General features: G+C 62.1%; 22 protein-coding genes and 1 other RNA gene. 11 read left to right on the top strand and 12 right to left on the bottom strand.

From position 1 onward, the window contains the following. Nucleotides 1-346: 346 nt before the first annotated feature. On the top strand, nt 347-1,462 hold the full coding sequence (locus WBQ96_RS06565) for a cystathionine gamma-lyase (RefSeq protein WP_336548531.1): 1,116 nt from the start codon (nt 347-349) through the stop codon (nt 1,460-1,462). 6 nt (nt 1,463-1,468) lie between these two features. Here the strand turns inward: WBQ96_RS06565 and WBQ96_RS06560 are convergent, their stop codons facing one another. The 8 genes from WBQ96_RS06560 to WBQ96_RS06525 form a co-directional block, all read right to left on the bottom strand. Next, complete coding sequence (locus tag WBQ96_RS06560; protein WP_336548530.1) at nt 1,469-1,762, bottom strand: type II toxin-antitoxin system RelE/ParE family toxin; 294 nt, start codon at nt 1,760-1,762, stop codon at nt 1,469-1,471. Then, the gene (locus tag WBQ96_RS06555; RefSeq protein ID WP_336548528.1) at nt 1,762-2,040 is read right to left on the bottom strand and encodes a type II toxin-antitoxin system ParD family antitoxin; all 279 of its coding nucleotides are present in this window, start codon (nt 2,038-2,040) and stop codon (nt 1,762-1,764) included. Before WBQ96_RS06555 ends, WBQ96_RS06560 begins: the two co-directional genes overlap by 1 nt. A 152-nt stretch (nt 2,041-2,192) precedes the next feature. Further along, nucleotides 2,193-2,591: RNase P RNA component class A (rnpB, locus tag WBQ96_RS06550), an RNA gene on the bottom strand. A 158-nt stretch (nt 2,592-2,749) separates the two neighbouring features. Next, nucleotides 2,750-3,472: a transglycosylase SLT domain-containing protein gene (locus WBQ96_RS06545; protein ID WP_336548526.1), complete on the bottom strand. Its 723-nt coding sequence runs from the start codon at nt 3,470-3,472 to the stop codon at nt 2,750-2,752. A 189-nt stretch (nt 3,473-3,661) separates the two neighbouring features. Beyond that, nucleotides 3,662-4,426, bottom strand: a complete 765-nt coding sequence (locus tag WBQ96_RS06540) for an N-acetylmuramoyl-L-alanine amidase (RefSeq protein ID WP_336548524.1) — start codon at nt 4,424-4,426, stop codon at nt 3,662-3,664. Further along, a complete protein-coding gene (locus WBQ96_RS06535; RefSeq protein WP_336548522.1) occupies nt 4,423-5,142 on the bottom strand; it encodes a DnaJ family molecular chaperone in 720 nt (239 codons plus the stop codon). The genes WBQ96_RS06540 and WBQ96_RS06535 overlap by 4 nt, the downstream gene beginning before the upstream one ends. 135 nt (nt 5,143-5,277) lie before the next feature. Continuing rightward, nucleotides 5,278-5,484, bottom strand: a complete 207-nt coding sequence (locus WBQ96_RS06530; RefSeq protein WP_165116138.1) for a hypothetical protein — start codon at nt 5,482-5,484, stop codon at nt 5,278-5,280. Between the two features lie 155 nt (nt 5,485-5,639). Beyond that, entirely contained in the window at nt 5,640-6,161 is a 522-nt protein-coding gene (locus WBQ96_RS06525; protein ID WP_336548520.1) for a winged helix DNA-binding protein, read from the bottom strand. A gap of 113 nt (nt 6,162-6,274) precedes the next feature. On the opposite strand from WBQ96_RS06525, the gene WBQ96_RS06520 reads away from it, so the two are divergent. From WBQ96_RS06520 to WBQ96_RS06510, 3 genes are all read left to right on the top strand, one after another. Next, entirely contained in the window at nt 6,275-10,171 is a 3,897-nt protein-coding gene (locus WBQ96_RS06520) for a hydantoinase B/oxoprolinase family protein (RefSeq protein WP_336548518.1), read from the top strand. 206 nt (nt 10,172-10,377) lie between these two features. Beyond that, nucleotides 10,378-11,670, top strand: a complete 1,293-nt coding sequence (locus WBQ96_RS06515) for a DUF3419 family protein (protein ID WP_336548517.1) — start codon at nt 10,378-10,380, stop codon at nt 11,668-11,670. Next, nucleotides 11,670-12,326: a class I SAM-dependent methyltransferase gene (locus WBQ96_RS06510; protein WP_336548515.1), complete on the top strand. Its 657-nt coding sequence runs from the start codon at nt 11,670-11,672 to the stop codon at nt 12,324-12,326. The genes WBQ96_RS06515 and WBQ96_RS06510 overlap by 1 nt, the downstream gene beginning before the upstream one ends. A gap of 3 nt (nt 12,327-12,329) precedes the next feature. Here WBQ96_RS06510 and WBQ96_RS06505 read toward each other — a convergent pair whose 3' ends face one another. Next, nucleotides 12,330-13,718, bottom strand: coding sequence for a serine hydrolase domain-containing protein (locus tag WBQ96_RS06505; protein ID WP_336548513.1), 1,389 nt, complete (start codon nt 13,716-13,718; stop codon nt 12,330-12,332). Nucleotides 13,719-13,947: 229 nt separating this feature from the next. On the opposite strand from WBQ96_RS06505, the gene WBQ96_RS06500 reads away from it, so the two are divergent. Beyond that, complete coding sequence (locus WBQ96_RS06500) at nt 13,948-14,766, top strand: glycoside hydrolase family 25 protein (protein ID WP_336548511.1); 819 nt, start codon at nt 13,948-13,950, stop codon at nt 14,764-14,766. A 170-nt stretch (nt 14,767-14,936) separates the two neighbouring features. Continuing rightward, the gene (locus WBQ96_RS06495) at nt 14,937-16,115 is read left to right on the top strand and encodes a lytic murein transglycosylase (protein WP_336548509.1); all 1,179 of its coding nucleotides are present in this window, start codon (nt 14,937-14,939) and stop codon (nt 16,113-16,115) included. Nucleotides 16,116-16,200: 85 nt separating this feature from the next. On the opposite strand, the gene WBQ96_RS06490 is transcribed toward WBQ96_RS06495, so the two are convergent. Further along, a complete protein-coding gene (locus tag WBQ96_RS06490) occupies nt 16,201-17,421 on the bottom strand; it encodes an alanine racemase (RefSeq protein ID WP_336548506.1) in 1,221 nt (406 codons plus the stop codon). A gap of 294 nt (nt 17,422-17,715) precedes the next feature. Between WBQ96_RS06490 and WBQ96_RS06485 the strand changes: the two genes are divergently transcribed. The 3 genes from WBQ96_RS06485 to WBQ96_RS06475 all read left to right on the top strand — a co-directional run bounded on the left by WBQ96_RS06485 (nt 17,716) and on the right by WBQ96_RS06475 (nt 20,616). Continuing rightward, complete coding sequence (locus tag WBQ96_RS06485) at nt 17,716-18,690, top strand: YeiH family protein (RefSeq protein ID WP_336548932.1); 975 nt, start codon at nt 17,716-17,718, stop codon at nt 18,688-18,690. A 31-nt stretch (nt 18,691-18,721) separates the two neighbouring features. Next, a complete protein-coding gene (locus WBQ96_RS06480) occupies nt 18,722-19,615 on the top strand; it encodes a LysR family transcriptional regulator (protein ID WP_336548504.1) in 894 nt (297 codons plus the stop codon). A gap of 80 nt (nt 19,616-19,695) precedes the next feature. Beyond that, entirely contained in the window at nt 19,696-20,616 is a 921-nt protein-coding gene (locus tag WBQ96_RS06475; protein ID WP_336548502.1) for a DMT family transporter, read from the top strand. Between the two features lie 369 nt (nt 20,617-20,985). On the opposite strand, the gene metF is transcribed toward WBQ96_RS06475, so the two are convergent. Both metF and WBQ96_RS06465 read right to left on the bottom strand, forming a co-directional pair. Continuing rightward, nucleotides 20,986-21,912, bottom strand: a complete 927-nt coding sequence (metF, locus tag WBQ96_RS06470; protein WP_165116160.1) for a methylenetetrahydrofolate reductase [NAD(P)H] — start codon at nt 21,910-21,912, stop codon at nt 20,986-20,988. Continuing rightward, entirely contained in the window at nt 21,912-22,919 is a 1,008-nt protein-coding gene (locus tag WBQ96_RS06465) for an ArsR/SmtB family transcription factor (protein ID WP_091914635.1), read from the bottom strand. The genes metF and WBQ96_RS06465 overlap by 1 nt, the downstream gene beginning before the upstream one ends. A gap of 118 nt (nt 22,920-23,037) precedes the next feature. Here WBQ96_RS06465 and tsaA point away from each other — a divergent pair, with 118 nt between their 5' ends. After that, nucleotides 23,038-23,547 (top strand): tRNA (N6-threonylcarbamoyladenosine(37)-N6)-methyltransferase TrmO, encoded by a 510-nt coding sequence (gene tsaA, locus WBQ96_RS06460; RefSeq protein WP_336548498.1) that lies wholly within the window; start codon nt 23,038-23,040, stop codon nt 23,545-23,547. After that, nucleotides 23,544-23,858, top strand: coding sequence for a DUF2293 domain-containing protein (locus WBQ96_RS06455; protein WP_165116164.1), 315 nt, complete (start codon nt 23,544-23,546; stop codon nt 23,856-23,858). Before tsaA ends, WBQ96_RS06455 begins: the two co-directional genes overlap by 4 nt. Nucleotides 23,859-23,864 lie beyond the last annotated feature (6 nt).

Genomic DNA, 23,864 nt, shown 5'->3' with positions numbered 1-23,864 from the left:
CAACGCGGCGCCTTCGCACCCGGATCCCTGCTTTCGAATGCTAAAAGATCGCCCCGCGCGACCGCCGCGACTACTCGCTTGGGGAACGCTTCACTCGGGACTGGAACGAAGTCTTGATTGTCCGAATGGGATAGCATGGGCCAATATGGGCGTCAACGGGAACGGGCTACACAACGACTGCCACGCCACCGCTTTCGGCGGCTTTGACGGCATTGCCACCTTTATCGTCCATTAAGCCTAACGAACCGTTTAGAAGTGTCTGGCCCAGCACCACTCACCTTGCCCGCGCCAAGCGATCGACATAGCGTTGCGACGAACCGTAAACTCTGGAAAGCGCAGCAAAAACATGTCCGAAAACAGCAAGTCGCGCGCCGCAAGCCTGGCCCACCTGCGCGGCGGAAAGCTCGAACGCGGCGAACCTATCCCCCTGCCGCTGACCATGGCGGCGACGTTTCACGCTCCCGGTGATTCGAGCGGCTTTCATCAATATGGCCGCTTTTCCAATCCGACCTGGGATGCAGTCGAGGAGTTGCTCACGCATCTGGAAGACGCACCCAGCGTCGCCTTCCCCTCCGGCATGGCAGCGATCGCGGCGGTATTCTTTGCATTGCTCAAATCCGGCGACCGCATTCTCCTGCCAGCCGACGGCTATCACACGACCCGCATTCTTGCTGACCGGTTTCTGGGCAAGCTCGGCGTCGAACTGGACGTCCGGCCCACCGCGACCTTCCTCGACGGCGGGTTTTCCGGCTATCGGCTGGTCTTCATCGAAACACCGTCCAACCCGACGCTCGATATCTGCGACATCACCGCGGTCGCCGATGCCGTCCACGCAGCCGGCGCGATCCTCGTTGCTGACAACACCACCATGACGCCCTACGGCCAGCGCCCGCTCGATCTCGGCGCGGATATCGTCGTGGCCGCCGACACCAAGGCGCCGAACGGCCATTCCGATGCCCTGTTCGGCCATGTCGCCAGCCGCGATGCCGACATCATCGCGGCCATCAAGGACTGGCGCCAGACCGCCGGCAGCATCCCGAGCCCCTTCGATGCCTGGCTGGTGCATCGCGGCCTTGAAACGCTTGAAGTGCGGTTCGACCGCATGTGCTCGTCCGCAGAAGTGATAGCGCGACGCCTGAAGGAACATCCGGCGGTGAAACTCGTGCGCTTTCCGGGGCTTGAGGGCGACGCTTCCCACAATCTCGCCAGCGCGCAGATGGAGCGCTTCGGCTTTCTGATCAGCATCGTGCTTGATTCGGAGGATCAGGCCGAAGACTTCATCAACGGCTGCACCCTGATGCAGGCGGCCACATCCTTCGGCAGCGTCCACACCTCCGCCGAACGCCGCAACAAGCGCGGCGATGCCGTGCCGCCGGGTTTCGTCCGCGTTGCAATAGGTTGCGAGCCGGTGGAGGAGCTTTGGATGGCGATCAAGGCTTCGCTGGATAAAGTGAGCGGCTGAAACCGATCAAGCTTCGAGATCGTCGGCGGTGATATCGCGCTTGCCGTGGAGAACGCGGAGGATCAACACATGACCGTCCTGGACGCGATAAAACGCTATGTACTCATCCATGACCAAATGCCGGATGCCCGGCAGGACGTCTTCGCGACCCGCGCCTGAGTAAGGCTGCGTTGCAAGAAGTTCCCATTGATCTACGAAACGCCGGAGTAGCTTGACTGCAGCCGTGGGGTTCCGCTCGCCGATATAGGCGCTGATCGCCTCAACATCTGCCATAGCTTCCGGCGCGAGGCGGTAGCTCATCAGGACTTCACACCGCCTGCCATCTTCTCATATTTGGAAATGAGATTGTTCATGAAGGACGGTCCGTCAGCCCCCGGCCCGCTATCGATCCCCTCCTGGATCAGCGCCCGCAACTCCTCGATCGAATAACCGAACAGGTCGCGGCGCTCCTTCCACTGGCGCAGTGCATCGCGGATGACTTCGCTGGCTGACGCGTATTCGCCCGCCGCAACGGCGTCATCGACACTCGCCGCGAGTTCCGGCGAGAGCGTGATGCTGCGCTTGTCGACATGTCCCATGGCGCATCTCCTTTGACCAATATGGTACGATTAAATCGCACCATATTCAAGAAGCGCCATCGAACAGGCCAAACCGATTCATCGCGCGAACTCGATGAATCGACGCACCTAAAAAATCTCGCAAGCCGCTGAAACGGAAGAGTTTAAGTTAAAATGCCAGCCGGCCTATAAGCCGGGTTTTGTATGGCCCTTGTGCCTTGCGGCGCAAAAACGTGGCGACCATTCGTCTTGGACGCATGTTGCCATGCGCCTCATGCAACCTACCCGGATGGCGGGGCCGGAAACAGCCCTGAGAGGTTTCCCCCTCATACCATCCCTATTCGGTTTTGCTCCCGGTGGGGTTTACCTTGCCGCTCCTGTTGCCAGTCGCGCGGTGGGCTCTTACCCCACCCTTTCACCCTTACCGCGCAAGCGCGGCGGTTTGCTTTCTGTGGCACTTTCCCTGGGGTCGCCCCCGCCGGTCGTTATCCGGCACCGTGTTTCCATGGAGCCCGGACTTTCCTCACCCGCAGCCTTTCGGCTCTCGCTGGTGCGGCCGCCCGGCCGGCTGGCAATGCGTATAAAGGGGTTCGCGCCCGAAAAGGCAAATGAAAAAGCCTGCTTTTTCAAGCAGGCTTCATGCATTCCACCGCAAGGGTGCTCAGAGGTCGTTTGATAACTCGCCCTGCCGCGTCAGATGACCGTCAGGGTAGAGTTAGCAGGCGGCCTCTCAGTTCATCGCAAGCTGCTGCTTCACCTTGCTGCAATAGGCCGACGAAACCGGGTTCATGCGGGTGGCGGCATGGCCGGCATTGTATTTCAGAACCGTGCCGCAGGTCGTGCCGCCGCCCAGCGAATGAGCCATGGCCAGATACTTCATACCGAACTTGATGTTGGTCTCGGGATTGAACAATCCAGCAGTGCCGCCGCTGTAGCCCATCATGCGGGCCGTCGAGGGCTTGATCTGCATCAGCCCGATTTCGCCGGCGCTGCCGCGCGCATTCGGGTTGTAATTGCTTTCGACGCGGATGACGGCGTGGGCGAGCGACACCGGCACGCCATAGGTTGCGGCGTAACGGGCAACGATGCTGCTATACTGCGTGCCGGCGTATTTCTGGGTGCTCGCGCCCTTCTTGCCGATCGAAGCGGTCTGCGTCATGTCGATCTCGGTCTTCTTGCCGCTCTTGCGGCTCTTCATGGCCACCTGCCTGACCTTCGAACCACTCTTGTGAGCCTTGGCCTTCTTCACGCCAGTCGTCTTCTTAACGCTCGTAGTCTTCTTCACGTCGGGCTTCGAGACTTTCGCGTCCGCGACCTTGACGTTCGCCTTTCCCTTGACCGAAGGCACGACGACGACATTTTCATCTTTTCTTGTGGAAGCGGCCTCCGCATTTGCGGCAAAGCCTATCAAGCCGGCAGCAAAAGCTGCCGTGAGAACGGTCAGTTTCTTCATGATTACCTAATCTGTTTATTGGCCGCGTGAAGAAACCACGCAGCAAACCCTTACTCAACGGCAAGCTATCTTGGGGACATCTTCACCATCTGCACGGCGATGGGTTTGCCGGTCGATTTGGCGGCAATGAAGGCCGGCAAAGTAACTTTAGGTTACACTTTGTAACGCCAGCTCTATCGCCGGTATACTTCAGGTGGAACTGGCCGGCAGTTTGGACAGCAGGCGGCGCAGTGTTTCAACGGTGGCCGGGTCGGCAACGCCATCTACCCTGCTGACGCGAAAGTGGCGCTGGAACGCAGCGACCACTATTTCCGTCGAAAGGTCGAAAATTCCAGTGATTTCAATCCCATAGCCAAATAGCGCGAGCATCGATTGCAGCTGCTCGACAGCAACACCCTCATCCCCGGACTTCAGGCTCAAGCCCTTGCGCGTGCGGGCGGGCTCTACGAAATGACCAACGCCTGACTGTGCCAGAATTCGCCACGGAAATTTTTCGCCGGGGTCCACCTTGCGACCCGGTGCCACATCAGAATGCGCTAAAATTCTTTCCGGCACGATGCCGTGACGCCCGAAAATTCCACCACAAAGCCCGATAACCGCCTCAATCTGCCTCTTCGGAAACGCTTTGTAGCCGAGCGTGTGGCCAGGATTGACGATCTCGATTCCGACCGACCAGGAGTTGATATCGGTCTCGCCGCGCCAGGAACTCTTGCCGGCGTGCCAGGCGCGATCGCTTTCGCGCACCATCTGAACGATGCGACCATCCTCGTGCACCAGATAATGCGACGACACCTCGCTGGCTGGATCGCACAGCCAGGCCTCGGCCGCCTCGCCCGTCGCCATCCCGGTGTAGTGGAGAATGATCATGTCCGGCCGGTCGGTGCCACGGCGCGGCGTGAAATTCGGTGATACGCGGATCTCGGCGCCGGGATGATCGGGCGGAAATCCGCTCATGCGGCGCGCGCTCCACGCTCGATCATATCGTAGGCGGCGTTTATCGCAGCGACGCGCGTCGTGGCGATCTTGATAAACTCCTCGGGCAAACCACGGCCGATCAGCTTGTCCGGATGGTTGTTGGCGACCAGCGTGAGATAATGCTTGCGCACATCCTTGAAAGGCTTTCCGCGCTCGATGCCGAGGACGACGTAAGGGTCGGCATCAACGAGATCAAGATGCCGCGACAGGATGGTTTGATAATGCGCCTCCTCGATTCGGAAAATCTCCGAAACGCGCTTCAGAAACAGGCTCTCGCGCTCATGCAGCAGGCCGTCCGACTTGGCGATGTGGAACAATCCATCGAGGATATCTTCCAGCATTGCGCAGTTCTGATGGCCCGAGCCACAAAGCCCGGCCATGCGCTGGGCATAGACCTCAAAACCTGCGACATCCTGCTTGGCGAGATCGTAAAGCCGCGCGACATTGTGCGCTTCCTTCGGCGGAATCTCGAAAATCTCGCGAAAGGCGCGGATTTCGTCCTGCGTCACCACGCCGTCGGCTTTCGCCATCTTGGCCGATAGCGCGATCATCGCCACCGAAAAAGATACGCGGCGGCGCAGTTCGGCATCGCCCTCGAACACCGTACGCACCGCCTCGACCACATCGGCGATGCCGGATGCTGCGGAAGCGGAAACGCGGTTGATGAAGTCGCCTATGCTGGCCCAAATCGACATAAGCCGCTTCTTAAGGTGAAACGGCTTTCTTGGCGAGGCAGAATCCGAAGGTTGCGACAAAAGGAAAGGCCGGGTTTCCCCGGCCTTTCACAGCAGCCTGAGCCGCCCTACTCTGATTTACGCGTACTCAGTTGGTTACTGCGCAGGCGCGGCAGGCGGAGTGGTCGTACCGCTCGTACCCGTGCCCGCATCAGGTGCGGGAGCCGCTGCCGGCGGCGTTGCCGGTTCGGTCGTGGCGGGCGGTGTGGTGCTCTGCGTCGTCGTGCTGTCGGAGCTGTCGCTGCACGCGGCAATACCGAAAAGCGCGACGGCGGAAACTGACGCAAGAATAAGCTTCTTCATAATATCTCTCCTTCACAAACAACGCCTGATTTATCAGACGGTCGTGTTCAAAATGTGCAAACTATTGTTTGGGTTGCGTCACTTACGCTGACACGACGAAACATTTCGTCAAATGGCGGAACACTTCAGCACTTCGTCAAATAGACTTTCCGTGCCTAGAGACTCGCCGCCCCACGCGCCGCCTGATCGTATTGCCCGGATAATGCGCGCATGAGTGCCGCGATGCCGCTTACCTCGGCCTCATCGAATTTCAGGCCTTTGACGCTGGAAACCAGCAGCGCCTCGCGCACTTCGCGATAGCGCTGACATGCGGCAGCGCCCTCCTCCGTCACCTTGACGGTCTTTTCCTTGCCGCGCCGCCCGGTCTCAATCAGCCCGAGCCCTTCCAGCTTCTTCAGCGCATAGGCCACCACATGGGTGTCTTCGATGTTGTACATCATGCAGATGTCGGCCAGCGTCTTCTCGCGGCCCCGGTGATTGGTGGCATGCAGGATCAGCACATCAAGCGGCGCAAGGCCGGGAAGTCCGGCAGCACCCATGCAACGCGCCATCCAGCGCTGGAAGGCGTTGCCCAGGATGGTCAGCGCGAATTCCATCTCCGAAAGCGCGGGCATTGCGCCGTCGGCAAGATGAGCGGCAGCAACGACGGGGCCGACGAGGGGTTTCGTTTCAGTCATCAGCGCAGAGCCTCAATTACATTTTATCGACAAAACATTGACGAAATGGCCTCGTTTTGCTGTATAGCAGTCTTGGCCCTGATATCCAAGATCGATTGCCGGGAGACGCTCCAATGAACGCCAAGACGTGGGATTTCTGGATCGATCGCGGCGGCACATTCACCGATGTCATCGGCCGCGACCCGGAAGGCGGGCTGCATCCGCGCAAGCTCCTCTCCGAAAATCCCGAAGCCTATAGCGACGCCGCCATCCAGGGCATTCGCGATCTTCTTGACGTCAAGTCCGGCGAGCCGGTTCCGTCGGATCGCATCGGCGACATCAAGATGGGCACGACGGTCGCCACCAATGCGCTGCTGGAACGCAAGGGCGACCGCGTCCTGCTGCTCATCACCAAGGGTTTTCGCGATGCGCTGCGCATTGCCTATCAGGCCCGCCCCGACATCTTCGCCAAGGAGATTATTCTCCCCGAACAACTCTATGAGCGCGTCATCGAAGTCGAGGAGCGTGTCCGCGCCGACGGCACAGTGGAGCGGCTGCTCGACATTGCGGAGGTCAAACCCTTGATCGAGCAGGCGAAGGCCGACGGCATCGACGCCGTCGCCATCGTTTTCATGCATGCTTGGAAATTCCCCGAGCACGAGCAGGTCGTGGCAAAGGTCTGCCGCAAGATCGGCTTCAGCCAGGTCTCCGTCAGCCACGAGGTTTCGCCACTGGTGAAGCTGGTTGGGCGGGGTGATACGACAGTGGTGGACGCTTATCTGTCGCCGATCCTGTCACGTTATGTCAGCCGGGTGGCGGGGGAGTTGGGGATCAGCACCGCGCCAATCTCCCCCCTTGAGGGGGAGATGTCGCCAAAGGCGACAGAGGGGGTTGGTCAAGGCAGCGCTCGGCTCAAAGTAACGTCGAGCACTGCCGCGACGACCCCACCCGGCGACTTCGTCGCCACCCTCCCCTCGAGGGGGAGGGAAACGCCCCGCCTGATGTTCATGATGTCCTCCGGCGGGCTCACCGCCGCAGACATGTTCCAGGGCAAGGACGCGCTTCTGTCCGGTCCGGCCGGCGGCGTGGTCGGCATGGTCGAGACGGCAAAAATCGCCGGCTTCGAAAAAGTCATCGGCTTCGACATGGGCGGCACCTCGACCGATGTCGCACATTACGACGGCGAGTATGAGCGCGCTTTCGACACCGAGGTTGCCGGCGTGCGCGTGCGCGCGCCGATGATGCGCATTCACACAGTTGCTGCCGGCGGCGGATCGATCCTGCATTTCGAGGCAGGCCGCTTCCGTGCCGGTCCGGATTCGGCTGGCGCCAATCCCGGGCCTGCCTGTTATCGCCGTGGCGGGCCGCTCGCCGTCACCGACGCCAATGTCATGCTCGGCAAGCTGCAGCCCGATTTTTTCCCGGCGATCTTCGGGCGCGATCAGGACCAGCCGCTGGATACCGACGTGGTCCGCCAGAAATTCGGGGCGCTTGCCGCCGAGATCGGCGACGGCCGCAGCCCGGAAGCGGTTGCCGAAGGCTTCGTCACCATCGCCGTCGAGAACATGGCCAACGCCATCAAGAAGATTTCCGTCCAGCGCGGCTACGACGTGACCGAATATCTGCTCAACTGCTTCGGCGGCGCCGGTGGCCAGCACGCCTGCCTGGTGGCCGATGCGCTCGGCATGGAGGCAGTGCTTATCCACCCCTTCTCCGGCCTGCTCTCGGCCTATGGCATCGGCCTGTCCTCGGTCTTCGCCTCGCGTCAGCAGGCGCTGTTGAAGCCGTTGACCGACGACTCGCTCGGCGCGATCAACGAGATGATCGCGACCCTGCGCAACGACACGCTTGCCGAACTGGCCAACCAGGGCATCGCCGAGGAAAACGTAGCGTGGCGGCCCGTGCTGCATATCCGCTACGACGGCACCGACACCGCTTTGCCGGTCAATTTCGAGGCGGGGTCTGTAGCGCAGGCCGTCAGCGATTTCGAGGCCGCGCATAAGGCGCAGTTCGGCTTCGTCTACGACAACAAGCCGATGATCGTCGAGGCCGTCGGCGTTGAAGGCACCGACAGCAGCGGGCAAGACAAGGCGGAAGCCTACGCGCCAGCAGGGCCGGCAAAGATCGAGGCCAAGCCATCGGAGAGCCGCCGCCTCTACACCGAAGGCCAGTGGCACGAGGCCGGCACCTATCGCCGCGAAGATTTGCGCCCATCCTACCTGATTGCCGGCCCCGCTCTTATCATCGAAAGCCACCAGACAATCGTCGTCGAACCAGGCTGGCGGGCCGAAATCACCAACCAGAATCACGTCGTGATACGCCGCGTCGAAAAAAAGCGCCGGCTGGCGGCCCTCGGCACCGAGGCCGATCCCGTCATGCTGGAGGTGTTCAACAACCTCTTCATGTCGATAGCCGAGCAGATGGGCGTCACGCTGCAGAACACCGCCTATTCCGTCAACATCAAGGAGCGACTGGATTTCTCCTGCGCCGTCTTCGACCGCACCGGCGCGCTGGTCGCCAACGCGCCGCATATGCCGGTCCATCTCGGCTCGATGGACCGCTCGGTCGAGACCATCATCCGCCTCAACGAGGGCGACATCCACCCCGGCGACGTATTCGCGCTGAACGCGCCTTATAATGGCGGCACGCATCTGCCGGATATCACAGTGGTGACGCCGGTGTTTTCCCTCCCCCTTGAGGGGAGGGTGGCCGCGGAGCGGCCGGGTGGGGTCGCAGCGGCAGTGCTCGACGTTCTGGCGGTGCCTTCTGAAAGTACCCCCTCCGGCGGCTTCGCCGCCACCTCCCCCTCGAGTGGGGAGGAAATCCTCTTCTACGTCGCCTCGCGCGGCCATCATGCCGATGTCGGCGGCACCGCGCCCGGCTCGATGACGCCGCTGGCGACGACGGTCGACGAAGAAGGCATCCTGATCGACAATTTCCGGCTCGTCGAACGCGGCAAGTTCCGCGAGGCGGAATTGGAGCAGCTGCTGACCGACCACCCCTACCCGGCCCGCAATCCGCACCAGAACATCGCCGACCTGAAGGCGCAGATCGCCGCCAACGAGAAGGGCGTGGCCGAACTGCGCAAGATGGTGTCGCATTTCGGGCTCGACGTGGTCGAGGCTTATATGGGCCATGTCCAGGACAACGCGGCCGAAAGCGTGCGCCGCGTGCTGGAGCGGCTGCCGGACAGTTCCGAATATGAATACCCGACCGACACCGGCCAGGTCATCAAGGTGAAAATCACCGTCGATCGAGACAAGCGCGAAGCGACCGTCGATTTCACCGGCACATCGCCGGTGATGAAGAACAATTTCAATGCGCCCGAACCTGTGGCACGCGCAGCCGTGCTTTATGCCTTCCGCGTCATGGTCGAGGACATGATCCCGATGAATGCGGGCTGCCTGCGGCCCATCAACATCATCATTCCCGATGGCTGCATGCTGCGGCCGAGCTACCCGGCTGCCGTCGTTGCCGGCAATGTCGAGACCTCGCAGCATGTCACCAACGCGATCTTCGGCGCCATGGGCGCGCTGGCCAACGCGCAAGGCACGATGAACAACCTGACCTACGGCAACAAGAAGTATCAATATTACGAGACCATCTGCTCCGGCTCCCCGGCCGGCCAGATGAACAGCGGCCGCGGTTTTGCCGGCACCTCAGGCGTCCACACCCACATGACGAATTCGCGGCTGACCGACCCGGAAATCCTCGAACTGCGCTTCCCGGTTCTGCTCGAGGACTTTCATATCCGCGAAGGCACCGGCGGCAAGGGCAAGTGGAACGCCGGCGACGGCACCAAGCGCACCATCCGTTTCCTCGAAAAGATGGAATGCGCCATCCTGTCGAGCCATCGCGCCGCACCACCGCGCGGCGTGAATGGCGGCGGCGATGGCGAAGTCGGCTCGACCAAGGTTCGCCGCAACGACGGTACTGTCCAGACGCTGAAGGCCTGCGACCAGACGGTGCTGCAGCCCGGCGAAGCCGTCATCGTGACCACGCCGACGCCGGGAGGGTTTGGGACGGTGTGAGGCGGGCGCGACGTCCACCTCCCCCTTGAGGGGAGGTCGCCGCGTAGCGGCGGGTGGGGTCGCTGCGGCAGTGCTCGACGTTCCTGTGCGCCGCACTCGGCATGAACCGCCCCCACCCGCCTCGCTACGCTCGCCGACCTCCCCTCAAGGGGGAGGTGAGCGCCGGCGCCATCCCTCCTTAACCGTCAAACTGTCACCGCCCTGTCATGACGCTGCGCTACCCGCTTGCAGCAACGCAAACGGGGAATCGCCTTGCCATGACCGACGTCTCTTCGGAAATCGGTTTCGCCCGCAACAAGCGCCTTGGAAAAGCCGTCTACCAGAACCGCGCTTTGTCGAAGGAAGGGCTTTCCGAGCGCCTGTTCACTCTGCTCTTTTCCGGCCTCGTCTACCCGCAGATCTGGGAAGACCCGGATGTCGACATGGAGGCGATGGAACTGGGGCAAGGCCACAGCATCGTCACCATCGCTTCGGGCGGCTGCAATGTGCTGGCCTACCTCACACGCTCACCGGCCAGGATCGATGCCGTCGATCTCAACACCGCCCATATCTCGCTGAACCGCATGAAGCATGCGGCGGTGCGCCATCTGCCTTCGCACGCCGACCTGTTCCGCTTCTTCGGCAGCGCCGGCAATGCCCACAATTCGGCTGCCTACGACCAGTTCGTCGCGCCCAATCTCGACCGCGCCAGCCGGACCTATTGGGAAAAGCGCAACTGGCGCGGCAAACGCCGCATCGCCGCCTTCGACGGCAATTTCTATCAGAAGGGCTTGCTCGGCCTGTTCATCGCTGCCGGCCATCGCGTCGGCCGCCTCTATGGCGTCGATGTGAGCGGGCTGATGTCGGCAAAGACCATCGAGGAACAGCGCCGCTTCTTTGACGAGAAGATCGCTCCGGTCTTTCAGAAGCGCATGCTGCGCTGGGCGACCGCGCGAAAGTCCTCGCTGTTCGGCTTAGGCATCCCGCCGGCACAATATAATTCGCTGATCACCTCCGGCGACGGCACCATGGCCAGCGTGCTGCATGAGCGGCTGGAAAAGCTGGCCTGCCATTTCCCGCTCAAGGACAATTATTTCGCCTGGCAGGCCTTTGCCCGCCGCTACCCAGAGCCGGGCGAGGCCGCCCTGCCCGCTTATCTGGAAGCGGAAAATTACGACACGATCCGCGCCAATCTCGATCGCGTGTCGATCCACCACGCCAATTTCACTGAGCTTCTGGCGGAAAAATCGGCTGCTTCCGTCGATCGCTTCGTGCTTCTCGACGCGCAGGACTGGATGAGCGACGACCAGCTCAACGCGCTGTGGACCGAAATCACCCGCACCGCCGCTCCCGGCGCGCGCGTCATCTTCCGTACCGCCGCCGAGCCGAGCCTGCTGCCGGGCCGCGTTTCATCCGCTTTGCTAGACCAATGGCGTTACGACGAAACCCGCTCGCAGGATTTCTCGACCCGTGACCGCTCTGCGATCTATGGCGGCTTCCATCTCTATGTGAAGAACTGATGAGCGCAACCGACACCGCCAGCCATTCGAGCCTGATGGACGGCGTCTACCGCCATCAGCGCCATATCTACGACCTGACGCGCAAATACTATCTGCTGGGCCGCGACCGGCTTATCGATGGTCTGGATGTGCCGGCTGGCGGCACGGTACTGGAACTCGGCTGCGGCACCGGCCGCAACATCGTTCTGGCCGCCCGGCGCTACCGCGATGCTAAATTCTTCGGCCTCGATATTTCCAGCGAAATGCTGGAGACGGCAAAAATCTCGGTCGCCCGTGAAGGCATTGCCGGCCGCGTCACGCTTGCACAAGGCGATGCCACAGCCTTCAACACCAAGATGCTGTTCGGAGAAACCGGCTTCGACCGCGTCTTCATTTCCTATTCGCTGTCAATGATCCCCGGCTGGGAAAAGGCCGTGGGTGCAGCCCTTGCAGGCCTCAAACCCGGCGGCTCGCTGCACATCGTCGATTTCGGCCAGCAAGAGCATCTGCCGCAGTGGTTCCGCACCGCACTGCATGCGTGGCTGGCCAAATTCCACGTCGAACCGCGTGCGACGTTCCGGCAGGTGCTGGAATCAGAATGCGAGAAGCAGGCCGCAAGCCTTTCTTTCGAAACGCTTTATCGGGGATACGCGGTGAAGGCGGTCATCAAGTCGTAAGCGTTACTCCAGCGCCTTCGCCAGCGCTGCAACCATCGCCTGCGGCTTGTAGCCGAGCTTGGCCGGCGTCAGTCCCAGCCGCACCACGACGAGCTTCTGCGACGGGATGATTGCCACTGATTGCCCGTCATGGCCCTGCATCCAGAAGGCGTCAGCCGGCAGTTCGATGCCGGCATCGGGGTCGTCCTCGACCGAGCCGGAACCTTCCGGCCCCTGCAGCCAGAGCTGGCCGCGGCCATATTCGCCCTCCGAAGCCGGCGCCTCCTCACGCATCCATGAGACGAAGCCGGCGGGCAGTATCTGTGCGCCGTTCCAGACGCCGTCGTCCGCGAGGAATTGGCCGAAGCGGGCCCAGTCATGCGCCGTGGCGTAGAGATAGGACGAGCCGACGAAGGTGCCGCGCGCGTCGGTTTCCAGCACGGCGGTGTTCATGCCGAGCGGGTCGAACAGCGCCTTGCGCGGCCAGGCCAGCGCCTGCGCTTTGTCGCCAACCGCATTCTGCCAGAGTTTCGACAGCATCACCGTCGTGCCGGACGAATAACTCCACACCTTGCCGACCTCGCCCACCAGCGGCTTGGCCGAGGCGAAGGCCGACATGTCAGGTTCGAGGTAGAGCATCTTCGTGACGTCGGTGACATCGCCGTAATCCTCGTTGAATTCGAGGCCCGACGACATCGCCATCATGTCGGCAAGGCTGATTCTGGCGCGCCCGTCGGCCTTCCACGGTTCGAACAGGCCGGTGGCGTCGGTCGTCATCTTGCCGTCCTTGACCAGCGTGCCGATGATCGCGGCGGTCACCGTCTTTGTCATCGACCAGCCGAGCAGCGGCGTCGAAGCCGAAAAGCCTTCGCCATAGCGTTCGCCGACGACGCGGCCGTTCTTGACCACCACCACCGCGCGCATGCCGGGACCGGTCGCGCCGGCATCGTCGAGGATCGCGGTAACGGCGGGATTCTGCGACGGCTCGACACGCTCGCCTAGCGGCCACAGCGCGTCGGTCTGCGCAACCTCCGCCGGCGGCTCCAGCGCGAAAGCCTTGGCCGCGGCGACATCGCCGTCGGGAACCGCAGCGCAGCCGCCATTGTCACGCGCGACCGAAAGCGACTTGCCGAATATGCCGAACAGCCCGGCCGAAACGGTTCCCTTCTCCGTATCGACGCTGACCGACATCAGCCGCAGAAGCGGGTGTCCAGGCGCCTGCACGTCCGCCTTCAGCACCTCATTGGCGTCGCGGCCAGCGACGAAAACGTTGGAGCAGACCATTTTTGCGGCATAGCCCGAGCCGACGCGGATGAGCTCCGGCGGTGCGAAATAGAGCCAGCCCGCCAGCGCCACGACCGCCAGCACGATGAGGCTGAGCAGCCACTTCACGATTCTCAGGAAAATCCGCATTGCCGTCGCCTCCTCGCAACGGCCACAAGGTCATGGATTTGCCGCCATTCGTCACGCAAATTTTATGAGACACCAAGCGCCGTCAACCGAAAATCAACCATGATGGCGCAAGACGGAGCTTGGAGACTGCCGCGTGGGGCGGCAGGATCAGGCAATATCGTTTGCGTGGGTCACGGGGCACACGCTCAACTGAAATGTTCGGCCGGCACGCTTCGGCCAGGGAGACGCGATGCGCCGTCTTGCGGCTATCATCCTGCTTGCAGCACTCGCCGGCTGCACGACGGTCGACGATCTGGCCCCGGTCAGTTCGCGCACTGTCGGCGGTGGTTCGGGCGGCATGCAGGCCGAGGTCATGGTGCGCTACCCGCGCTTCGGCGACAACGATCCGCATGACTGGACCGGCCGCAACCCGTGGCAGCACGCCGTGCACGGCACCGACGTGTCGAAATACCAGACCTCCATCGATTGGCAGAAGGCGCGCAGCAGCGGCATTTCCTTCGCCTTCATCAAGGCGACCGAGGGCGGCGACCGCGTCGACGATTATTTCGAAGAGCATTGGCGCAACACCAGAGCCGCGGGCATGCCGCGCAGCGCCTATCATTTCTACTATTTCTGCCGGCCCGCCGCCGAGCAGGCGGCCTGGTTCATCCGCAACGTGCCGCGCGACCGCTCGGCGCTGCCGCCAGTGCTCGACATGGAATGGAACCCGCAGTCGCCGACCTGCAAGCTGCGTCCGCCCGCAGCGACTGTACGCAGTGAAATGAAGACGTTCCTGGAGATCATCGAGAAGCACTACGGCAAGAAGCCGATCATCTACACGTCGATCGATTTCTTCGACGACAACCAGCTTGCCGGCTTTCTGGGCTACCCCTACTGGCTGCGCTCGGTGGCCGGGCATCCGGCAGAGCGCTACGGCAGCCACCCCTTCACCTTCTGGCAATATACCGGCACCGGCGTCGTGCCCGGCATCAAGGGCAATGCCGACATCAATGTCTTCAACGGCAGCGAAGCCCAGTGGAAGAAGTGGCTGAAGGAAAATACCCGGTAAGAGGGTGATGCAGCCCGTCGACAAGTGAATATCAGCCGTTCTCACGCGAGCGTGAGAAAATCCGGCTTCCCTCCGGCCGGATATGCGGCTAATTCGCGCCGTTGCCCGTTTTTTGCCATGTCCATTAGGCAAAGGTGATATCGAGGGCATCAAGGCTTGGAGTTTTATTGATGGTAGCACGCTTTACGGCGCTGGCGGCGCTTTTCGTGTCGTTTGTGGCAACACCTGTGATGGCACAGGAATGCGGCGGTGATTTTGCTGCCTGGAAGAAAGCGTTGCATGCCGAAGCGCAGGCCGCCGGTGTCGGCGAAAAAGGCCTGACTGCCCTCGACAATTCCGATATCGACCCGAAAGTGCTGCAGCGCGACCGTGCCCAGGGCGTGTTCAGCCAGACCTTCGCCGAATTTTCCGGCCGCATGATTTCCGACTACCGCCTCAAGCAGGGCGCGGCCAATCTCAAGAAATATGCCGATGTGTTTGCCCGCGCCGAAAAGGAATTCGGCGTACCGGGGCCGGTGATCGCAGCCTTCTGGGCGCTGGAGACCGATTTTGGCGCCGTTCAGGGCGATTTCCACACGCTGAGCGCACTCGTGACGCTGTCGCATGATTGCCGCCGGCCCCAGCTCTTCCGCCCGCAGATCATACCGCTGCTGACGCTGATCGACCGCGGCATCCTGCCCGCCGACGTGACCGGCGCATGGGCCGGCGAAATCGGCCAGACGCAGATCCTGCCCTCCGACTATCTGCTGCGCGGCGTCGACGGCGACGGCGACGGCATCGTCGACCTGCGCAACAGCGCGCCCGACGTCATCATGACCACCGGCAACAAGATCCTGTCGCGCGGCTGGAAGCGCGGCGAACCCTGGCTGATCGAAGTGCGCGTTCCCGACACCATGCCGTGGGAGCAGACGGGCCGCACCAACAAGCTGCCAATGTCGCAGCTCATCGCCTGGGGCATTACCGACCGCAACGGCAATCCGCTGAAGGACAATGGCCTCAAGGCCGGCGTCGTCCTGCCGATGGGCCACAAGGGTCCGGCCTTCCTGAGCTTCGATAACTACGACGTCTATCTCGAATGGAACCAGTCGATCACCTACACGCTGACCGCCGCGCATCTGGCGACACGGCTGGCCGGCGAGCCGCCCTTCGAGCGCCGCACGCCGGAAGCCGGCCTGACCGGCGACGCCATGAAGAGCCTGCAGCAGAAGCTGCATGACAAGGGCTACGATGTCGGCGGCATCGACGGTATCCTCGGCACCAACACCCGCGAAGCGATCCGCCAGGAACAGATCAGGCTCGGCCTGCCTGTAGACGGCTGGCCGACGCCGGCGCTGCTGGCGAATTTGTAGGTTTAGGGGAGTAAGGGAATAGGGCAGTAGGGGAATATGTGGTCTGGGATCGGTTCGCCGAGCTAGTACCTATCCACTCCCCTCCTCAATCCGCCATTGTCTCCAAACTCGCAAAGCCCTGCGGCGCGTCGCCCTCGTCGAAGGGCGTCGTCACCTCGACGAAGGTGTCGGGATAAAAGCCGTTGAAGCGGGTGCGCAGCGACAGCGAATAGGCACCGATATGGCCGATCTCGATCCAGTCGCCGGTGTCGATGGTTTCCGGCAGCCAGAACGGCCGCGACAGGATATCGACGGAATCGCAGGTCGCGCCGCAGACCTTGAACGGCACGATCTTGCCTTCGTCGCCATTGCGCGAGCGGATCGCCGGATCGGGTATGAAACGCGCCGGCAGCGTGATCTTTCCGGTCCATGAATCGGACAGCGACGCCCAGATGCCGTCATTGATGTAGAGCCGCCTGCCCTTGCGCAGCAGCACGCGCACGATGAGCGAAAAGGCGCGCGCGACGATGACGCGGCCGGGCTCGGCCACCAGCGGTACGCCGTCGAACTGGTATTCCTTTATATCGCCGCGCAGCCGCGACATGATCTGCCCGAGCGAAGGCATCTCCTGTTTCTTGCGGTTGGGGTCGTGACCGTATTCGGCCGGGAAACCACCGCCGACATCCAGCCCGGCAATGTCGAAACTCAGCCGGTTGCGTATCCAGTCGGCCGACGCCAGCGCGCGCTCATACGTGTCCGGGTCTTCGATCTGGCTGCCGACATGGAAGCAGATGCCGACCTTGTAGCCGGTCTTGTTCAGCCGCTCGGCCAGTTCGACCGCGTAGGCCGGCCCGGCGCCGAATTTCTTCGACAATTCGTAGGCCGCCGACCCCTTGGTCTGGATGCGCACGAAAACGGTGATCGCGCCCGGATCAATGTCGAGCGCCCGCACCACTCGCGTCACCTTGGTGATCTCATCCTCATGGTCGATGGAAATGACGCGAATGCCGTATTTTTCCAACGCCAGCCTGATGTCGGATTGAGCCTTGACCGGATGCATGTAGAGCATCTCGGCATCGGTCGACACTGCGCGGACGGCGGCGAACTCGCCGGGCGACGCGACATCGAAGGCGGTGACGCCGGCCTCGACGAGCGTTTTCAGAACCAGATTTTCACCGTTGGTTTTCACGGCATAAGCAGTCTTGCCGGGAAACATCTCCATGAACTGCCTGGTGTCCTTCTTCAGAACCTCCGGCCTGAAACAATAGACCGGATCGTCTGGACGAAGGGCAAGGGCTGCTGCTTTCGCATTGTCGAATCGCTGCATGCATCCTCCTCGAGGCAGTGAGCGCGAACTTAGAGCAAGCGGAAGACAAAGGGAATCCATTAGACCGCGAGGGCTAATTTCCATCATTCGCTTTTATCGATTAGTTTCTACGATATAATGCGTTGGATCGATTGATCGGAATGAGCGAGACCATGGCAATAGCAGATCGGACTTTTCGCCATGAATGCCCATTCCCCATTCGCCGCAACCACTTCCGTGGCGATTTCCTCCTCGCCCGTCGACATTGCACCGGTTCGGCAAAAGCGGACCATCTGGGTGCAAGTCATGGCGGTGGTGCCGGGGCTTGCCTTGACCGCGATCATCGCGGCGACGGGGTTCGTGCTGCGCGAAATCCCTGGCGTCTCGGTCTTCAGCCCGATGATCCTCGCCATCGTCATCGGCATCGCCTTCCACAATCTCGTCGGAACGCCGGCAAAGACGAAAGCCGGTGTCGTCTTCTCGCTGCGCCGGGTGCTGCGCCTCGCCATCATCCTGCTCGGCCTGCAATTGACCGCCGCGCAGATCGCCGAGGTGGGTGCGAGCGGCATAGCCATCATCGCAACGACGCTCATCGCCACCTTCGTCTTCACCGTCCGGCTTGGCCGAATGCTCGGCGTGGAGCGCAGGCTGGCCGAACTGATTGCTGCGGGCACCTCGATCTGCGGCGCTTCCGCGGTGATCGCCACCAACACGGTCACCCGCGCACCGGACGAGGACGTCGCCTATGCGGTGGCCTGCGTCACCATGTTCGGCTCGATCGCCATGTTCACCTACCCGCTCTTGCCCGGCCTCCTCGGCCTCGACGCGCATGCCTATGGCCTTTGGGCCGGAGCCTCGATCCACGAGATAGCTCAAGTTGTGGCGGCAGCCTTTCAGGAGGGGCAGTCGGCCGGCGAGTTCGGTACGGTTGCAAAACTCAGCCGCGTCATGCTGCTGGCGCCCGTGGTCCTTTCGCTTGGGCTGATGGCGACGCGCCGCGCAAGGCGCAACGGCAACAGCCAGATGACGGCAAAGGCGCCGGTTCCATGGTTCGTGCTCGGCTTCATCGCGATGGTCGCCTTCAACAGCGCGGTGACGATCCCTGCCGAGGCAAAGAGCGTGATCGTGATGGCGACGACCTTCATGCTCAGCATGGCGCTGGCAGCCATGGGCCTGGAAACCGACATCGCCAAGCTGCGCGCCAAGGGCTTTCGGCCGTTGGTTCTTGGGTTGACTGCGTTTTTGTTCATCGCGACGTTCAGTTTGGTGATGATCAAGCTGATGGGGTAGCTACCGCGCCAGTGACGGCGGGTCGCCACCCATGACCCTCGAACAACTCCGCATCTTCATCGCGGTCGCCGAGCGCGAACACGTAACCCGCGCCGCCCGCGACCTCAACCTGACGCAATCGGCCACCAGTGCCGCCGTCGCTGCCCTCGAGGAACGGCACGCGACAAAACTTTTCGACCGCGTCGGCCGCCGCATCGAACTGACCGAGGCCGGGCGGCTGTTTCTGGTCGAGGCGCGCGCCGTGCTGGCACGCGCGGCATCGGCCGAGGCCGTGCTGGCCGATCTAGCCGGACTGAAGCGTGGTGCGCTGCATATCGCCGCCAGCCAGACCGTTTCCAACTATTGGCTGCCGCCGCTGATGCATCGCTATCAGGCACATTTTCCCGGCATCGCCATGCGGCTCACCATCGGCAACACCGAGCAGGTCGCAGCCGCTGTGCACGAGGGACTTGCCGATCTCGGTTTCGTCGAGGGCGAGATCGACGATCCGGCGCTTGAGATCACCCCGGCAGCTGACGACGAACTGGTGCTCGTCGTCGGCACCTCGCACGCCTGGGCCGGACGAAAGTCGATCGCGCCAAGCGACCTGCGAAGCTCGCGCTGGGTGCTGCGCGAGCCGGGTTCCGGCACCCGCGCCATGTTCGAGGAAGCGCTGGTGGCGCTCGGCATCCGGCCTGCCGAACTCGACGTCGCGCTCGAGCTATCGTCCAACGAAGCTGTGCGCACGGCGGTCGAGGCCGGCGCCGGCGCGACCGTCATGTCCAGCCTCGTCACCAGCGCGGCAGTGGCGGCCGGCACGCTCGTCCAGATGCCGGTCACACTGCCGAAGCGGCGCTTTCTAGCCATCCGCCACAAGGAACGCCATGTGACGCGCGCGGCGCGCGAGTTTCTGGCGCTTGCCGCGGGAAACGGGCAAGCTGGCTGAAATCGGGTGGCTTGAGTCGGGGGAGCCTCGTAAGGCTTGCGAGCCGCAGCCCGATCCGGGCTGACGGGTTGGGAGCTTCCATGGCCGTTACATCGACAGCAGGCGCAGTACAGAAAACCATGAGCGCCAAGGATTGGGGCCAGTTGCTGTTGCTCGGCGCCATCTGGGGCGGCTCATTCTTCTTTGCGCGCATCGCCGTCAGTGAGATCCAGCCGCTGGTGCTGGTGCTGTTTCGCGTGGCGATCGCGGCGATTGCGCTGCATGTCTATCTCGGAGTGCGCGGGCCTTCCTTCCAGCTTGCCCTGCCCTATGCCGGCAGCTTCTTCGTGCTGGCGCTCCTCAACAATGTCATTCCGTTTTCGCTGATCTTCCTTGGCCAGACGGAACTCGGCGCCGGCCTTGCCTCCGTCCTGAACGCCACGACGCCGTTCTGGACGGTGATGCTGGCAAATTCGATGACGACGGACGAAAAACTGTCCTGGAACAAGATCGCCGGCGTGCTGCTCGGCATTGCCGGTACGGCGGTCATGATCGGACCGGGCGTCATCGCCGGTCTTGGCGGGCCTGTCTGGGCGAAATTCGCGCTGGTCGGCGCTTCGGTTTCCTATGCCTTCGCGCTGATCTTCGCCCGCCGCTTCAAGGCGCTGCCGCCGCCGGTGGTGGCGACCGGCCAATTGACTGCCTCTACCCTCATCATGATCCCCATCGTGCTCGCGCTCTACGGAGCAGGTGGACTGTTCGGCGCCAGCCTGCCGGTGTGGAGCGCGGTTCTGGCGCTGGCGCTTCTTTCGACCGCCTTCGCCTATATCCTCTATTTCAACCTGGTCGCTTCGTCCGGCGCGACCAATGCTTCGCTCGTCACGCTGATCGTGCCGGTGAGCGCCACGCTGCTCGGCATCGCCTTCCTGGGCGAGCACATGGACCTTATCGAAGCCATCGGCATGGCGCTGATCGCACTTGGCCTCGTGACCATCGACGGCAGGCTCTTTCGCCGCCGATGACGCAAAATTGCCGACTTGTCGCCATAATTTATTCACAGGCGTAACTACGACTTTCGGCTAATGATTTCAAAAACTAAGCCCTACAAAAGGGTCGGTTTTTTCACAATCCTGTCGCAATGCAGCACGTTTTCTGCTTGCCTGTTGCCCAAAGTCCCCTAGACTCCGGCCCATAGCTCAATATTGGAGGCTACATATGGGACTTACTCGGCCAATCAATGCATTGATGATTTGTGCTGCGTTCGCTGTAATCGGCGCCCTGATCGTAGGGGTTCTTCCTTAAAGCCGCTGAGCTTGAAGACCAGCACTGACTGGTAGATAAATGAAAAGGCCGGGCCAAACGCCCGGCCTTTTCCGTTTCAGGCAGCTATGTCAGGCAGCAGCCGAACCGGCCACATCAACGACGGTCTCTGCCGGCGCGCGGATGCCGATCATGTGGCAGATCGCGACCACGAGGTCCGAGCGGTTCATCGTGTAGAAATGGAAGTCGCCGACGCCGCGCTCGACAAGGTCGAGCACTTGCTCGGCAGCCACAGCGGCGGCAACCAGCGCATGGGTCTGCGGATCGCGGTCGAGGCCTTCGAAGCGCTCGGCCAGCCAGGCCGGCACATGCGCGCCGGCGCGCGAGGCGAAATTCGCCACCTGCTTGAAGCTGTGGACCGGCTGGATGCCCGGAACGATCGGGATATAGATGCCAGCCCGCCGCACGCGCTCGACGTAACGCTCATAGAGATCATTGTCGAAGAAGAACTGGGTGATGGCTCGCGTCGCGCCATTGTCGACCTTGCGCTTCAGCATTTCGATATCGGTGGCGAAATCCGGGCTTTCCGGGTGCTTTTCCGGATAGGCAGCAACCGAAATGTCGAAATCACCGAAGGATTTCAGCCCTGCGACCAGATCGGCACCGTTCTGGTAACCCTCGGAGTGAGGACGATAGGTGCCGCCAACGCCCGACGCCGGATCGCCGCGCAGCGCCACGAAACGCTTGATGCCGTAGGAGACGAATTCAGCGATGACCGCATTCACCTCGTCCTTGGACGCGCCGACGCAGGTCAGATGCGCGGCAGCCTGAATGTTGGTCTCGCCCTGAATGCGCTTGATGGTGCGGCCGGTGCGCTCGCGCGTCGAACCGCCCGCGCCATAGGTAACCGAGACAAAATTCGGCTGCAGCGGCTCAAGCCGCTTCACCGTATCCCAAAGCCGCACTTCCATCTCGTCGGTCTTGGGCGGAAAGAATTCGAACGACACACGGATCTTGTCGCCGATGTCGGACCGTCGGGAAAAACCGTAATTGCTCATCAGACAGTTTCCCTCGAGATGGCTGCGTTGGGTATGGGGTCGGCAATCAGCAGGCGACGGTCGCGGCCGAGCCAGAGTTTGACGGTGAGCTTGGCCTCCGAGCCGCCGCGCGGCTCGAAGTCCTGCGTTTCTTCGAGATCAAGGCCTGCTTCCGCGAACCATTCCTCGATCTGCCGGTCGGAGAAGCCGAGACGCATATGCGCATGCTCCTCGCGCAGGAATTCCAGCGTATGCGGCGCGAAATCGACGATCACCAGCCGACCGGCCGGACGCAGCAGCCGTGCCGCCTCGCGAATGGCCGATGCGGGATCGTCGAGATAATGCAGAACCTGATGCATGGTGACGAGGTCGAAGGAATCGCGCTCGACCGGCGGCGCAAAAATATCGCCCTGCCGCACCTGCGCGTTGGAAACGCCGGCCTTGTCGAGATTGGCTCGCGCCACCGTCAGCATCTCGCGCGACATGTCGATGCCGATGCCACGGCGATAGAGCGGCGCAAATATCTCCAGCAGCCTGCCCGTGCCGGTGCCGAGATCAAGCATCGACTGGAAGGGGCGCTTGCCAACGAGCTTCAGCAGTGCGGTCTCGACGGCACGGTCGGGCACGTGCAGCGAACGGATTTCATCCCAGCTCGCGGCGTTTTCGCTGAAATATTCGGTCGCACGCTCTTGCCGCTTGCGCTTCACCGACACCAGCCGCTCAAGATCGCGCTCGATCTGCGGGTCGCCGTCATGGACGCGCGCCACCAGACCATGCACGAAATCGCGCGCGACATCCGAATCCGAAACGCGGAAGAAGGCCCACGACCCTTCCTGATAACGGCCGATCAGCCCCGCTTCGAGCAACAGCTTCAAATGACGCGAAACGCGCGGCTGCGACTGGTTGAGGATTTCGGTGAGGTCCGACACGGTGAGGTCGCCGCGCGAAAGCAGCGCAAGAATGCGCAGCCGGCTGGATTCGGCAGCGGCCTTCAATGTATCTACCAGGGAATCTAAAGTTACCCGCATGGGTGACATCTCTCAAAAAAAGACATAAACATATCTTTATGTGACGACAGCGAGTTTTGCAATCACTAATGTCGCTGGCAGGCAAGAAAATGACGTTTCTCTCTTGGGCCGAATGAACATGTTCGAAAAGCGTGACGGCGAGCAGGTCCTGACCGACGATCCTGCAGCCATGCCGGCAGACGGCAGCGTCGTCTTCATCGGCCGCATCCGCTCGCCCTGGACGACACGCGAAACCTGCCCGAAGAACATGGGCGCCGCGCGCGAGACAGGCGAAGGCGCAACAATCGAGATTGACGCGTCCTACAGGCAAGGCCTGCAAGGGCTCGCCAACGCCAGTCACGCCATCGTCCTGACCTGGCTGCATCACGCGCCGCGGAATCTGATTGTGCAGAAACCACGCCATGCCACTGACGCCAAAGGCGTTTTCGCCTTGCGCTCCCCTGCCCGCCCCAACCCGGTCGGGCTGCATATCGCCAGGCTGCTTTCGCTCGACATAGAGACCGGCACGCTGACACTCGACGCCATCGACGTGCTCGACGGCACGCCGGTAATCGACCTGAAGCCCTATATTCCAACTGTCGACCTCATTGCCGATGCGGTCTTTGCCAGCAGCAAGGATGCGAAATGAAGGGTTCGACCGGCCGCCGCCGCGCCATCGCCAAGGCGCTGACAGCCCTCCTGCCGATGGCGCCTTACGCCGACACCGAGCAGATTCGCGCCGATGCCGGGGCCGTGCATATGAAAACGCTGCCGCCGGCAATTGCCGTCTGGCTGGCAACCGTCGCCCATGTCCGCCACCAGCATACCGACTACGAGAATCTGCTCGATGAAGGCTACGACCGGGATTCGGCGCGCTTCTTCGTGGTCGACCAGACCAACAAGGTGCTCACAGGCTGGCGCGCGACACGTCTTCTCGACCCGGATGATGAGGATGCTTAAAGAGCG

It is taken from the genome of Mesorhizobium sp. CCNWLY176, assembly GCF_037153935.1.
Lineage (GTDB): Bacteria > Pseudomonadota > Alphaproteobacteria > Rhizobiales > Rhizobiaceae > Mesorhizobium_M > Mesorhizobium_M zhangyense.
The sequence above is the reverse complement of the archived record's forward strand: the minus strand, read 5'-3'. Positions and strand labels throughout refer to the sequence as shown.

Excerpts from the sequence above, each read along its gene's own strand:
- WBQ96_RS06565 (WP_336548531.1), top strand. The coding sequence starts at position 347 with ATGTCCGAAAACAGCAAGTCGCGCGCCGCAAGCCTGGCCCACCTGCGC.
- WBQ96_RS06560 (WP_336548530.1), bottom strand. The coding sequence starts at position 1,762 with ATGAGCTACCGCCTCGCGCCGGAAGCTATGGCAGATGTTGAGGCGATC.
- WBQ96_RS06555 (WP_336548528.1), bottom strand. The coding sequence starts at position 2,040 with ATGGGACATGTCGACAAGCGCAGCATCACGCTCTCGCCGGAACTCGCG.
- WBQ96_RS06545 (WP_336548526.1), bottom strand. The coding sequence starts at position 3,472 with ATGAAGAAACTGACCGTTCTCACGGCAGCTTTTGCTGCCGGCTTGATA.
- WBQ96_RS06540 (WP_336548524.1), bottom strand. The coding sequence starts at position 4,426 with ATGAGCGGATTTCCGCCCGATCATCCCGGCGCCGAGATCCGCGTATCA.
- WBQ96_RS06535 (WP_336548522.1), bottom strand. The coding sequence starts at position 5,142 with ATGTCGATTTGGGCCAGCATAGGCGACTTCATCAACCGCGTTTCCGCT.
- WBQ96_RS06530 (WP_165116138.1), bottom strand. The coding sequence starts at position 5,484 with ATGAAGAAGCTTATTCTTGCGTCAGTTTCCGCCGTCGCGCTTTTCGGT.
- WBQ96_RS06525 (WP_336548520.1), bottom strand. The coding sequence starts at position 6,161 with ATGACTGAAACGAAACCCCTCGTCGGCCCCGTCGTTGCTGCCGCTCAT.
- WBQ96_RS06520 (WP_336548518.1), top strand. The coding sequence starts at position 6,275 with ATGAACGCCAAGACGTGGGATTTCTGGATCGATCGCGGCGGCACATTC.
- WBQ96_RS06515 (WP_336548517.1), top strand. The coding sequence starts at position 10,378 with ATGACGCTGCGCTACCCGCTTGCAGCAACGCAAACGGGGAATCGCCTT.
- WBQ96_RS06510 (WP_336548515.1), top strand. The coding sequence starts at position 11,670 with ATGAGCGCAACCGACACCGCCAGCCATTCGAGCCTGATGGACGGCGTC.
- WBQ96_RS06505 (WP_336548513.1), bottom strand. The coding sequence starts at position 13,718 with ATGCGGATTTTCCTGAGAATCGTGAAGTGGCTGCTCAGCCTCATCGTG.
- WBQ96_RS06500 (WP_336548511.1), top strand. The coding sequence starts at position 13,948 with ATGCGCCGTCTTGCGGCTATCATCCTGCTTGCAGCACTCGCCGGCTGC.
- WBQ96_RS06495 (WP_336548509.1), top strand. The coding sequence starts at position 14,937 with ATGGTAGCACGCTTTACGGCGCTGGCGGCGCTTTTCGTGTCGTTTGTG.
- WBQ96_RS06490 (WP_336548506.1), bottom strand. The coding sequence starts at position 17,421 with ATGCAGCGATTCGACAATGCGAAAGCAGCAGCCCTTGCCCTTCGTCCA.
- WBQ96_RS06480 (WP_336548504.1), top strand. The coding sequence starts at position 18,722 with ATGACCCTCGAACAACTCCGCATCTTCATCGCGGTCGCCGAGCGCGAA.
- WBQ96_RS06475 (WP_336548502.1), top strand. The coding sequence starts at position 19,696 with ATGGCCGTTACATCGACAGCAGGCGCAGTACAGAAAACCATGAGCGCC.
- metF (WP_165116160.1), bottom strand. The coding sequence starts at position 21,912 with ATGAGCAATTACGGTTTTTCCCGACGGTCCGACATCGGCGACAAGATC.
- WBQ96_RS06465 (WP_091914635.1), bottom strand. The coding sequence starts at position 22,919 with ATGCGGGTAACTTTAGATTCCCTGGTAGATACATTGAAGGCCGCTGCC.
- tsaA (WP_336548498.1), top strand. The coding sequence starts at position 23,038 with ATGTTCGAAAAGCGTGACGGCGAGCAGGTCCTGACCGACGATCCTGCA.
- WBQ96_RS06455 (WP_165116164.1), top strand. The coding sequence starts at position 23,544 with ATGAAGGGTTCGACCGGCCGCCGCCGCGCCATCGCCAAGGCGCTGACA.